Origin of the sequence: Caproiciproducens galactitolivorans (assembly GCF_029266045.1) — a bacterium.
GTDB classification, from domain to species: Bacteria; Bacillota; Clostridia; order Oscillospirales; family Acutalibacteraceae; genus Caproiciproducens; species Caproiciproducens galactitolivorans.
This window is the reverse complement of sequence record NZ_JAJUFJ010000003.1, coordinates 51,723-64,099: the sequence shown is the minus strand read 5'-3', so window position 1 is coordinate 64,099 and position 12,377 is coordinate 51,723. Positions and strand designations below refer to the sequence as shown.

The following is a 12,377-nucleotide window of genomic DNA, read 5'->3' as shown; positions in this document are numbered from 1 at the left end:
TTATTATAACACAAAATAACGAGATTACAAGAGTATGGAGGGTATTTTGAGCAATATTTCTATAAATTCGCGCTAAAATGGAGTTTAAGGCAATATTTGGACGAATTAGAGGATTTATATTCGAACTTCACCGTCTTAAAAAGTTTTTGTGGGTATTCAAAAAAAAGGCGGATACACAAAACGTATTCGCCTTTGATTTAAGAATTATATATGTTATTTCCGGTTGAATATAGACATGATATCAGTAAAGTCCTCGTCGTCAATCGAGCTTTCCTTTGACGTATCTTTTACAGGGCCCTCGCGTTTAACGCTTTCCTGGGACTTGTCCCCGTTTAAAGATGAGGTATCGTTGGCTGTTGAGAAACCGGTCGCGATCACCGTGACGCTCATTTCGTCATCCATGTTCTCATCGAACGCAGCACCCCAAATGATATTCGCATCCTGATGCGCCTGCTCGGCGATCATGGAGGAAGCGGTTTCGATTTCATCAAGACCGATATCCGGCGATGATGTAATGTTGATAATGACACCCTTTGCACCGTTGATTGCGGTTTCAAGAAGCGGGCTGGAAATTGCCATGTTGGCAGCTGTTTCCGCCTTATCCTTGCCGGAAGCCCTGCCGACACCCATATGGGCATACCCGGCGTCCTTCATAACGGCAGTTACGTCCGCAAAATCCAGGTTGACCAAACCGGGAAGCTTAATCAGATCGGAAATACTCTGAACGCCCTGGCGCAGAACATCGTCGGCTATGGAAAACGCGTTAAGAAGGGTGATGCGCTGTTCACTTACCAGCTTCAGTCGTTCATTCGGGATGACAACAAGGGAATCCACATGTTCGCGCAAAGCGGCAATGCCGCTTTCAGCCTGTTCCATACGGCGGCGGCCTTCAAAATCAAACGGCTTTGTGACAATGCCAACTGTAAGTACACCCATGTCGCGCGCAATGGAAGCAACAATCGGCGCCGCACCGGTACCCGTGCCGCCGCCCATTCCCGCTGTGATGAACACCATGTCGCTGCCCCGGATGGCGGCTGCGATAGCCTCGCGGCTTTCGTCCGCTGCTTTCTGACCCATTTCCGGCTTCGAACCGGCACCCTTGCCATGGGTTACCTTTTCACCAATCTGTATTTTCTGCGTAGCCTTGGAACGATAAAGTGCCTGTTTATCGGTATTTACACTAATAAACTCAACGCCCTTCACGCCCATGGTGACCATGCGGTCGATTGCGTTTCCGCCACCCCCGCCTACACCAATTACTTTAATTTGCACGATGTTGTCAAAGTCATTTTCTATTTCGATAGCCATGTGCTGCATCCCCTTTACTATACGTCTAAAATTCATGAATGATTTACGTCCATGAAAATTATAATTTTAAACTATATACTAATAATTTATCACGTATTGCATTGAATTTCAATAAAATTCTATCTTATTACTATATTATAATCCGGAATTATATGTTCGCATGCAAATACCGGGCTATTGGGCAGAGCTTGTACTAGAAGACGCTGAAGAAGGGCTCTGTCTGGACGGCGCTGAAGAAATCGCATGGGACGGATCAAAGAAGCTTTTATTATCTTCCGCAGCAACGGAAAGGTTCAGGGTTCCGTACTCATTCTCTTTAATTTTCCCCTCGTCAAGAATTGTTTTTGCAAAACGGATTTTATAATCAAAATCAGACGGCAGTCCCAGATTCATCAAAATACGGGAATCATAGAGGATTTGAATCTTTGATGGATTGCTCAGGTCAATTTCCGTAATTTTGTCTAATTTGTTGTTTGTAATCGCCGCCGTCAGATCCTTAAATATATCCTGCTGCGCGCTGTCCTTGTAGACGATCATTTTCCCTGTTTCCGCCTTTGCCAGCGACAGACCCTTAATGACTGGGAAGTTGGCCGGCATCCGATTGGCGATCTCAAGGACTTTTCCGTTTGTTCCAATCACAATGTATTTTCCCTTGTTCTCCAACACACCGGATACCGGCACTTCGGCAACCTTAATATAGATTTTCGCAGGCAGACCCCGGGAAACCTTTGCGGTTCCGATATAGGGCAACTTTTGCTGTATTGCGGCGCTTGCCCCTTCCGTATTGGCAAGAAAAAGGTTCTCGCCTTTTTTTATTCCTGCCGCCTCAACAATCGCATTCGCTGAATAACGCGAAGTACCCGTGACTTCAATGGCATCTATTTTAAACAGGACGGTCAAGGAAATCACCACAGCCCCCACGGTAACCGTTAAAAAAAGCAGAATATAGAAAACCAGAAGGAATCGGCGTCTCCGGCGCCTGCGCAGCTGTGACCGGCGCTGTGGTGTGGCATATTTGTTACGTACTGCTGGATCTTGTTCCCGCAAATCCGCCACGGGGCGATATTCACCGCTCTTTTTATCATATACACGCGGCGTCAGATCCCTCCTGCTGTTTCGCTTCCTGCTCATTTAAAACCTCCGGTAACGGGTTAGGCCTTTCCCAATAAATATCGCCTAGATTCTTTTAATATCTGCTCCCAGCGAAGCCAGACTCTTTTCCAAACTTTCATATCCACGGTCAAGATGCTTTAAACCACTAATCTGTGTTACTCCCTGCGCCGCAAGCCCCGCAACAACAAGAGCGGCTCCCCCGCGCAGATCGGCAGCCTCCACCGGTGCTCCGGAAAGGCGGCTGACTCCTTCCACAATCGCCACGCGTCCCTCGACCTTAATGTTTGCCCCAAGGCGCAGCAACTCGCCAACATGTTTATATCGGCTTTCAAAAATTGTCTCTATAAAAACGCTTGTTCCGTCCGAAAGCGTGGTCATCGCCATAACTGGTGCCTGCGCATCGGTTGGAAAACCAGGATAGGGCATCGTGCGAACGCTCTTGACTCTTCCGAGCCGTTTCGGCGCGGTAATTTTCATGCTGCTTTTCGATATGTCAAAATGACAGCCGCATTCCTCCAGGATCGGAATGACCGGAGCGATGTGTTCCGGTATGATTTGGGAAACCGTAAGCGTGCTGCCAGTTATTGCGGCGGCGGCTAAAAAAGTGGACGCAGCGATACGGTCCGGAATCACTCTATGTTCGCAGCCACTCAAGGATTTTACGCCTTCTATAACAACGGTGCTTTCGCCCGCCCCATAAATTTTCGCACCGCACGAATTGAGGAAATCGGCTAAATCCCAAATTTCAGGCTCACGCGCCGCATTGGTAATGATGGTTGTTCCCTTTGCGCAGCTGGCTGCGATCATAATATTTTCCGTTGCGCCTACACTCGGGAAAGAAAGATTGATACAGGTGCCCTTTACGCCGTCCGGCGCGCTGCATTTCAGACACCCGTGATCCTCCTCAATTATGACGCCCATCTTCCTTAGAGCCAAAAGATGGAGGTCGATCGGCCGCGGCCCCAGTTCACAGCCACCTGGGAAAGAAAGCTCAGCTTTACCCATGCGGCTAACAATCGCACCCAAAAAAATAATCGAAGATCGCATTTCACGCATCAGGCTATCCGGGATTTTACATTGATCCGCGCTCGAGGGATCAATCGCGACATCGTTCCCCAAACGCTGTACCCTGCACCCCAGATAGCGCAAAATTTTCAAAGATGTGTCTACATCCGACAAAACAGGACAATTATGTAGTATGCACTCGTTGTCACAGAGCAATGAGGCCGCCATAAGCGGTAATGTGCTATTTTTTGCACCGTGAATACAAATTTCCCCTGAGAGTTTGTTTGGTCCCTGTATAAAAAGTTCTGACATAGCAACACCCCCACATAGTCTAATGCCATACTATGCGGCTTCTGGCATTGCGGTGATTGCTTTGTCAGTTCCCTGCCAGCACCTCTTTGATAATTTTATAAATCCGCTGATTGGCATCCAGAATTGCCATTGCGCGGGCGTTTTTTCCAAGCGACCGAATCGTGTCCGGATTTTCGAACAGCTCATCGACCAATTTGCAAAGAGCCGCTCCGGAAAGGTCTTTTTCCTCAAGGATTACCGCCGCATGGCGGTCAACCATTGCCATTGCGTTGTGATACTGATGATTTTCCGCAACATTTGGCGACGGAATCAAGATCGAAGCCTTTCCCTGTGCCTGCAATTCGCTCAGCGTAATCGCACCTGCGCGGCAGATAACCAAGTCGGCTGCGGCAAGGCATTCCGGCATATTATGAATATATTCCCGAACATCTATATTGGGACGTTCCGAAAGGTTCACGCCTTTCTCCTTCAGCAAATCAGGGAACCAACCTCCCCACTGGCCGTACCCGTGAATATGCTGGAAACGGCCGGTTTTGGCGCTTTTCACCAGCAGTTCGGCCATCGCCTCGTTGATTTTGCGCGCGCCCTGACTTCCGCCGAAAGAAAGGATCAGCGGCCGGTCGTCCAGACCAAGCGCTTTGCGGCACGCTTCACGGTCCGCGCGGATAACCGCCTGGCGCACCGGATTCCCAGTTAACACGCATTTCGCTGAAGGGGCAAGGAATTTCTGTGCGTCCGCAACGGCGAGCATAGTTTTATCCGCATTCTTGGAAAGCATTTTATTGGTAATGCCCGGATAGGCGTTTTGTTCATGGATAAGCGCCGGTATCTTCATCTTCATTGCTTCGCGGAGAACCGGACCGGCCACATAGCCGCCAGTACCTATGCAGATATCCGGCTGAAAGTCACGGATCATTTTACGTGCTTCTATGCTGGAAGTAACAATATGGACAATCGTCCCGATATTTCTTTTCACGTTTTTCAGGCTGAGCTTGCGCTGAAAACCGGAGATGGTAATGCTTTTAAAATAGAAGCCCGCGGCGGGAATCAAACGTTCCTCCATACCGCCCTTTGCCCCGATGAAAAGGATTTGTGCATCCGGTTCCTTTTCGCACACATAGCCCGCGATGGCGAGCGCCGGGTTGATATGCCCTGCGGTGCCGCCGCCTGCAAATAAAATTCTCATAATAAATCCCCTTTTGCCTCCGCTGCCAGGTCTTGGCTATTTTGAAAACCCTTCAACGAAGCTAAGTTTTTTCGATCGCCGACGTTCGCGAGATGGAAAGCACTATACCCATCTCCGCCAACAGCAGAACCAGCGAGGTACCCCCGTAACTGAAAAACGGCAAGCTGATCCCGGTATTCGGAATTGTATTTGTCACAACGGCGATGTTTAAAACAACCTGCAATCCGACCTGTACAACCAAGCCGATTCCAAGAAGCATGCCAAACTTATCCTTTGCCTTTAGCGAAATATTGATTCCGCGCCAGACAAGCATTGCAAACAGGATAATGATAATCAGCGCGCCAATAAAGCCCAGTTCCTCACAGACAATAGCAAAAATAAAATCGTTCTGCGGCTCTGGAAGGTAAAGATACTTTTGTCTGGACTGCCCCAGCCCAAGGCCGAGCAGGCCACCGGAACCGATGGCGTAAAGCGACTGGCGGGTTTGCCAGGTGTCTTCCATAATCGCCCTGCTCGCATTGGAAAACGGGTCAAGCCAGGCAACAATACGGTCATTGGCATAGCTGAATTTTTTTGTAAACAGAACAAGATAAGCAACCGCCGCTCCCGCCCCGCCAAAGGCAAGACCGAACCAGCGAAGCCGCACCCCGCCGATAAAGAGCATTACAGCCGCAAGCATAACACAAATAACAGTCGCCGAAACATGCGGCTCGAGCACCATCAGCCCTGTCATGGAACCCAAAATGAGTATGTACGGCAAAACACCGTACCGAAAGGTATCCATCCGTTTAAAGTTCAGGGAAATCAAATGGGCGAACACCAGGATTAACGCAAATTTGGCAAGCTCCGAGGGCTGAAACTGGCCAAGCGGCCCAAGGCTGATCCAACGGTGCACACCGCTGATCGGTCTCATGAACAGCACGAGCACGAGCATCATATAGGAAAACAAGAGTATGGGAATCGCAAATTTATGCAAATGATGGTAATCGAAATAGGAAATCGCAATCATAGCCGCAACACCGATGACCGCGAAGAACGCTTGGCGGCTGATAAAGAAATAGCTGCTGCCGTGGCGGTAAAGCGCATTTGCAAAGCTCGCTGAAAAAAGCATAATCAAACCGATAATCAACAGGGTTAATACCAAAAACAGAAAAGGCATATCTAATCCGGAACGCACGGAAAAGACCTTGAACTTTTTCCGGATTCCCTTTGTTTTCGATTCATCTTGCTTTGTAACACGGGGGGCCGTATCGTTTTTTGTTTTTCTTCCTGCCATTTTTGTCCCCCTTTCAGTGCATCAGGGTAATTGTCAAAACGAATTTAAACATATGGATGCGAAAAATTTGTCATAAAAAAATGGAAGCAGCAACAATATAGCGCTCTTTCTATGGATATCCTTCGCATATATTGTGGAAATATTCAAGCTTAAAACCCGTAATAAACAAGTAATGCGGAACAAATGCCAAACACGACCGTCACCAGCGCGAACACCCTGCAGATTTTGATTTCACTCCAGCCGCAAAGCTCAAAATGATGATGGATCGGGCTCATTTTAAACAGTCTTTTTCCATGTGTAGCCTTAAAATACGAAACCTGCAAAACAACGGAGAGGATTTCGCAGATATAGACGATACCAAGGGGCAAAATCAAAATCGGCAGGTTCAGGCCAAAGCCCAGCGCGCAGACAATACCGCCCAAAAACAGCGAGCCCGTATCGCCCATAAACACCTTTGCCGGATTAAAATTCCAGATTAAGAAACCAAGGCAGCCACCCGCAGACGCCGCCGCGAAGATACTCAAAGCGTTTACGCCCATCATGCCGGAAAGCAGCATAAAGAACAAGCATACAAAAAACGTTACTGTCGCGTTCAGGCCATCGATTCCATCCGTAAAATTGACGGCGTTCACCATTCCGACAATGCCAAAAAACGCAATTATCCAGTACCAGATGCCAAGGTTCACGCTGCCCCAGAAGGGAATCAGCGTTACGGCAGTACCCCCTGCAAGATACAGCGAATAGAGGTATGCCGCCGCAATCAAAAATTGCAGGACCAGCTTCTGCCGCACATTTAAGCCCAAATTACGCTTTTTCACAACCTTTATGTAATCGTCGAAAAAGCCAACCGCGCCGAAAGCGACCGCCATTAATAAACCGCCGAATATCTTCGTGCGCATCAGCATGGCAAGCGAATTCTGTTTTGTATACGTATAATACATCGGCACGCAAAGGAGAATCGCTACCGCAATTCCTATGATAAACATAAAGCCGCCCATGGTTGGTGTTCCGTTCTTTTTGCTGTGCCATTTGGGACCCACTTCACGAATCGTCTGTCCAAAATTGATTTTGTGAAGGAAAGGCACCATCCACTTCCCGATAATTGCAGTAATTGCGAAAGAAAGCACGGCTGCTAACGCAGTCCAAAACAAATTCATAATATTCTAACTCCACCTTTAGTTGTTGTTGCCCGCCAAGCCGGAACGGACTTGTTTTTTATTATATCATATTCTTTCAAGCATTTCTCTTTCAAGATGAATGTTGTTTAAAGCCTCAAGCACATCTGCAAAAGAGATTCCCGCAGTAATCGCCGCAACAGAAGCCGCAAGGGCGTCGCCGACCGGTTCTAGCGTCGGCGAAGAAAGCCGCGCCCGGCCGATAACCCCCACGCCGATGATTTCAAACGCGGCAAATCCCTCCGGCGTTTTCCGAATATTTCTGGCGGTGAAATCCGCGTTATCGCTGGAAACGGAATACGTAATCGGATGATACTCAGCCACTTCCGGCAGGGCGGACAAACTGTATTCCGCCACACAGGCCGCAAAGCCGGAAGCGGAAGGAATGTCATCCGCGCCGCAAAGAAGCAGCACCGCCGGCTGTGTGTTTTCCATGGCAGGTTCTCCGGCGGGCTGCGCGATGTAATTCTCCCTTCCGCAAAACGCCAGAATCGCATTCAGTATGGATAAAGTATTCCCCTTTTTATCACTTACAGCAATCTGTTTTTTGACAGAATGAAGATTTTCCATGCGGCCATCTCCTTTATCCTTCTACTCAACCTGGTTCGGCTCAATAAAGCCAACCACGACTACCGTGCCCGGCGGTACCTTGGTTCCCGCGGCAATGCTCTGCGAGTTGGAAACCGGATTCGTTCCGGTCAGCGCCGCACCGGTAATACTGATATTCAGCCCGGCGTTTGCCGCCGTCTTATTTGCCGCTGCAAGCGACATTCCGGTGAGTTTTGGAACCGTCACTATTGTATCCGAGCTTTTCTCATCTGTGAAGAGTACCATTGTGCCGTTTTGGGGTATGGTTTTACCGGACTCCGGCACCTGGGAAACAATTTTCGATCCGCTGCCGTAAATCTTCGGCGTAAGCTTCTGCTTATTGAGTATGGATTTTGCCTCGTCAATCGTTTTTCCGACGACATCCGGCGCTTTTACGTCGAGCTTTGCCAATTCGCTGTCGGTATATTTTCGCTGCACGCCGAGATACGGAAGGATTTCCTCCATTGTCTTTGCAAAGACAGGCCCCGCTACGGCTGCGCCGTAGTAACTGCCTCCATGCGGTTCGTCGAAAAACACTAGCATGGCAATCTGGGGATCATCCGCCGGAGCAAAACCTCCGTACGAAGCGATGTACTGCATAACGCCCGTCTTCTGCTTAACGTCCATTTTCTGGGAGGTCCCTGTTTTTCCACCAATGCGGTACCCCGGCAGGTAACCGTTTTTCGCCGTGCCGATGGTAGCGTTCAACTGTAGAATTTTGCACATGCGGGCGGAAGTATCCGCCGAAATCACCTGGCGTTTGGGCGTTGTGTCCGCCGTTTTAACAATGTTCCCGTCTTCGTCCAGAATTTGACTGACGACATGGGGCTGCACCAGGTAACCACCGTTGGAAACCGCGGCGATTGCCGTAATCATTTGAATCGGCGTAATACTGAAGTTCTGCCCGAACGATTCGGTCGCGAGTTCAACCGGGTTCAATTGTTCGGGCGTATAGTAAATCGTCCGCAGCGGCTCGCCGGGAAGGTCTATGCCCGTTTTGCTTGTGAAGCCAAAGGCGGAGAAATATTTAAAAAATCTCTGCGGTCCTAGTTTTTCACCGATCTGGATGAAAACCGGATTGCAGGAATTGCATAAGCCTTGTACAAAAGTCTCACTTCCATGACCGTAGGAACGCCAGCAATGGATTGTTTCGGAAGCAACTTTAATCGACCCGTTGCAGAAAAACGGCGTATTTTCGTTGACAATACCTTCTTCCATGGCGGCTGAACCCGTAATCATTTTAAAAACGGAACCGGGGTAATAGGTATCGCTGATGGATTTATTCCGCCATTGCTTTTCCTGCGCGGCTTTCAAAGCGGCTTTTTTCGCATCGCCATCCGGCATAGCGGCAATTTTCGCCGCTTCTTCCTTATCAGCAATTGCAAACGGGTTGTTCGGGTCAAAATCCCCCTTGACCGCCATACCGAGAATTGCGCCCGTTTTCACATTCATAACAATCGCGCAGGCGCGGTTTCCAACCTTATTTTCTTTTACGCCTTCTTCAAGGTTCTTTTCCAAAAAATGCTGTACGACCTCGTCAATGGTAAGGACAAGGCTGTTGCCGTTCTGAGCATTCACCTTTTGTTCATACTGAAATGGCATATCCGTTCCGATTGCGTTTTTTGCAGTGACCAGTTTTCCCGGCACACCGGTCAAATAGCTGTCATACTGCTTTTCAAGGCCGTACAAACCCTGATTGTCCGTTCCTGTGAAACCAAGAACAGAAGCCGCAAATTCCCCATAGGGATAATACCTTTTAAAATCTTCGATTAAACGTATCCCGTTGTCAATTTTATGCTCAACTTTAAATTTGATAATCTGGTCTTTTACGTCGGTTTCCACTTTCCGTTTTAATTCATCATAGTAGGTTTTCTTCATGCTGCGCTTGATGATTTCGTTTTTATCCATTCCTAAGATTTTAGAAAGCCCTTCCGCAATCACCTCGCGGTTTTTATCCGTTATAAACGCGGGTTCCAGCACAACCTTCCAAACGCTGGCACTTTCGGCAAGCGGCTTCATATTGCAGTCATAAATTGTTCCCCGCTGTGCGCTGAAAACGGTGTCCTTCAGTTGCTGGTCAACTGCGCGCGTCTGCAAGCTGGAGCCTTCCACAAGCTGCAGCCTTGCCAGGCTGAATACAATTGCGCCAAAACCAACGATGATCAAAGCCAGCAGCACAAAAATAGTGCGGCGCCACATTCGTATTGTTGTGCCTTTTGACATTTTCTTTCCTCCAAATACATTGCGTTACAAAAATGAGAGTTAAGATTCGCTCTCAACTCTCCCTTATCGCATGCCTAACCGAACATCTCTCGAATTCGGGTAGTAATACTTATTGATCAACTATTTTTTTTATGACAACAAATGCCGGATCGCATTCCAAATGGAAGAAAGCCAGTTTTCCCCGGCGTCACTCTCAAGGACCTGTATTTTATCCCCTTTGGAAAGGGAGATCGGTTCCACCTGATTTTGTGCTATTTTTTGCAATCCGAGTTTCCCGGTTGCATAGTTTTCCACCGTTTCAAGGGAAAGCTTTGAATTCGCCTTCATCTGCGTCTGTGTGTACACGCTTTCACTTTCGCTCAGCGTTTTTGCCGCTGCGTTCAGGTTGTCTGTTAATTCGGTGAGCTGTACCTGGCCGTAAACATATGTACCGACAATCCCGAGCATAACGGTCAAAGCAAGGAAATAAGATACGGCCCGGAACGGCTTTGCCCCGGTTTTGCGGTTTTGTTCCAGTTTTTCCTTAGGAATCTCTATGATATTGTCTTTTTTCCGCGGCGCCTCCTGCTGCCGCTTTGGCTCAAATAACGCAAAATCATAAGCCCCGTTGCTGTTTGATGCAGCCATACTTCCACTCCCTTGTCTGAATATTCGTATTTACAGTTTGATGCAAACCCGGAGCCTTGCGCTTCGGCTGCGCGGATTTTGTTCCAACTCCGCCTCCGATGGTGCCAGACCCTTTTTATAAAGAAGCTCCGCCTGCGGCTTTTTCCCGCACACGCAAACCGGAAAATCCGGCGGACATGTGCACCCCGTGCACCACGAAGCCATTCTCTGTTTTACAATACGGTCTTCCAACGAATGGAAAGTAATAACTGCAAGCCTTCCGCCCGGTTTTAAAATGGAAAACGCGGCGTCCAATCCCTGTGACAGCCTGTCCAGTTCCCCATTCACCGCAATCCGCAGCGCTTGAAAGGTCTTGCGCGCGGGATGTCCCTGCTCCCGCCTTACCGCCGCCGGAACGGAAGCTTTAATCACTTCCGCCAACTGCAGCGTTGTTTCAATCGGCGCATGTTCCCTTGCCTTAACAATACCCTTTGCAATGCTGCGCGCATTTTTATCTTCGCCATAGCGGCTGATGATCTGCGCCAGTTCCTGCCACGTAAGGGTATTCACCAAATCCCTGGCGGAAACGCCCTGCTTGCTCATCCGCATATCCAGCGGCGCGTCGCTATGGTAGGAAAACCCGCGCTCCGGGTTGTCAAGCTGATAGGAAGAAACGCCTATGTCTAAGAGAACACCGTCGACGGGAACCAAATGAAGCTTCTCCGCCACTTCGGCCATCTCGGAAAAATTCGCCTGATAAACCGTAGAACAGGGATTGTTTTTCAATCTTTTGGTAACCGCGCGGATGGCATCCGGATCCTGATCAATGGACAGGAGCCTGCCCGTTGTGAGCTTGTCCGCAATGGCCTTGGAATGCCCGCCCCCACCGGCTGTACCGTCAATATAAATCCCGTCCGGACGAATCGCCAAACTTTGGATTGTTTCGTCAAACAGTACCGGTTTGTGTTGAAATTCCATAATATCGCCTGTTTACAGTTCAAGCATATCCATTGCTTCGGCTATGCTCTCTTCTGTTAAGTTCAAATTGAATTCGTTCCAGCGACCGGTATCCCAAATTTCCGCCCGGCTGGAAGCCCCGATGAAGGTTACGTCCTTGGTAAGATTCGCGTGCTCACGCAATACCTGCGGAATCAGGATGCGGCCCTGCCTGTCCGGCTCAGCCTCCGCCGCACCGGAAAAGAAGAAGCGCTGAAGACCCCTTGCTTTGGAAATCGGCATCGCTTTTACCTTATCCTGAAGCTTTGCCCACTCTTCGGGCGGAAGAACAAAAAGGCAACCGTCCAGACCCTTTGTGATATAAAAATGCTCGCCCAGATCCTCACGGAATCTGGCCGGAACAATCACACGGCCCTTCGTGTCAATATTATGTTGGTACTCACCGATCAACATAGCAAGCCACTTACCGAGCAATAGCGCAACATGTCATATTACCCACATTGTGCTACTTGTCCCCACCTTTCACCACTTGTGTTTTGATTATAACGTATTTATTGAATAATTGCAACTATTTATTTTTTGATTATTATTACCAATTTCCCTTGATTTTTCACGCTTTTACTTATTT

General features: G+C 48.7%; 11 protein-coding genes. All 11 read right to left on the bottom strand.

Going from position 1 to position 12,377, the window contains the following annotated elements:
- Positions 1-213: 213 nt before the first annotated feature.
- Positions 214-1,308 carry a cell division protein FtsZ gene (gene ftsZ, locus P9B68_RS03760; RefSeq protein WP_135660549.1) on the bottom strand — a complete coding sequence of 365 codons (1,095 nt, stop codon included), beginning with the start codon at positions 1,306-1,308 and terminating at the stop codon, positions 214-216.
- 174 nt (positions 1,309-1,482) lie between these two features.
- Positions 1,483-2,439, bottom strand: a complete 957-nt coding sequence (locus P9B68_RS03755) for a cell division protein FtsQ/DivIB (protein WP_135660551.1) — start codon at positions 2,437-2,439, stop codon at positions 1,483-1,485.
- 45 nt (positions 2,440-2,484) lie between these two features.
- A complete protein-coding gene (gene murA / locus P9B68_RS03750; RefSeq protein ID WP_277668474.1) occupies positions 2,485-3,738 on the bottom strand; it encodes a UDP-N-acetylglucosamine 1-carboxyvinyltransferase in 1,254 nt (417 codons plus the stop codon).
- Between the two features lie 64 nt (positions 3,739-3,802).
- The gene (gene murG / locus P9B68_RS03745) at positions 3,803-4,924 is read right to left on the bottom strand and encodes an undecaprenyldiphospho-muramoylpentapeptide beta-N-acetylglucosaminyltransferase (RefSeq protein ID WP_135660555.1); all 1,122 of its coding nucleotides are present in this window, start codon (positions 4,922-4,924) and stop codon (positions 3,803-3,805) included.
- A gap of 61 nt (positions 4,925-4,985) precedes the next feature.
- The gene (gene ftsW, locus P9B68_RS03740; protein ID WP_167875224.1) at positions 4,986-6,083 is read right to left on the bottom strand and encodes a putative lipid II flippase FtsW; all 1,098 of its coding nucleotides are present in this window, start codon (positions 6,081-6,083) and stop codon (positions 4,986-4,988) included.
- 266 nt (positions 6,084-6,349) lie between these two features.
- Positions 6,350-7,357 (bottom strand): phospho-N-acetylmuramoyl-pentapeptide-transferase, encoded by a 1,008-nt coding sequence (mraY, locus tag P9B68_RS03735; RefSeq protein ID WP_135660559.1) that lies wholly within the window; start codon positions 7,355-7,357, stop codon positions 6,350-6,352.
- 66 nt (positions 7,358-7,423) lie between these two features.
- Positions 7,424-7,945: a hypothetical protein gene (locus P9B68_RS03730; RefSeq protein WP_135660561.1), complete on the bottom strand. Its 522-nt coding sequence runs from the start codon at positions 7,943-7,945 to the stop codon at positions 7,424-7,426.
- A gap of 21 nt (positions 7,946-7,966) precedes the next feature.
- Entirely contained in the window at positions 7,967-10,186 is a 2,220-nt protein-coding gene (locus P9B68_RS03725) for a penicillin-binding transpeptidase domain-containing protein (RefSeq protein ID WP_135660563.1), read from the bottom strand.
- Positions 10,187-10,315: 129 nt separating this feature from the next.
- Positions 10,316-10,813 carry a hypothetical protein gene (locus tag P9B68_RS03720; protein WP_135660565.1) on the bottom strand — a complete coding sequence of 166 codons (498 nt, stop codon included), beginning with the start codon at positions 10,811-10,813 and terminating at the stop codon, positions 10,316-10,318.
- A gap of 30 nt (positions 10,814-10,843) precedes the next feature.
- Positions 10,844-11,770, bottom strand: a complete 927-nt coding sequence (gene rsmH, locus P9B68_RS03715) for a 16S rRNA (cytosine(1402)-N(4))-methyltransferase RsmH (protein WP_135660567.1) — start codon at positions 11,768-11,770, stop codon at positions 10,844-10,846.
- Positions 11,771-11,782: 12 nt separating this feature from the next.
- The gene (mraZ, locus tag P9B68_RS03710; RefSeq protein WP_135660569.1) at positions 11,783-12,202 is read right to left on the bottom strand and encodes a division/cell wall cluster transcriptional repressor MraZ; all 420 of its coding nucleotides are present in this window, start codon (positions 12,200-12,202) and stop codon (positions 11,783-11,785) included.
- Between the last annotated feature and the right edge of the window lie 175 nt (positions 12,203-12,377).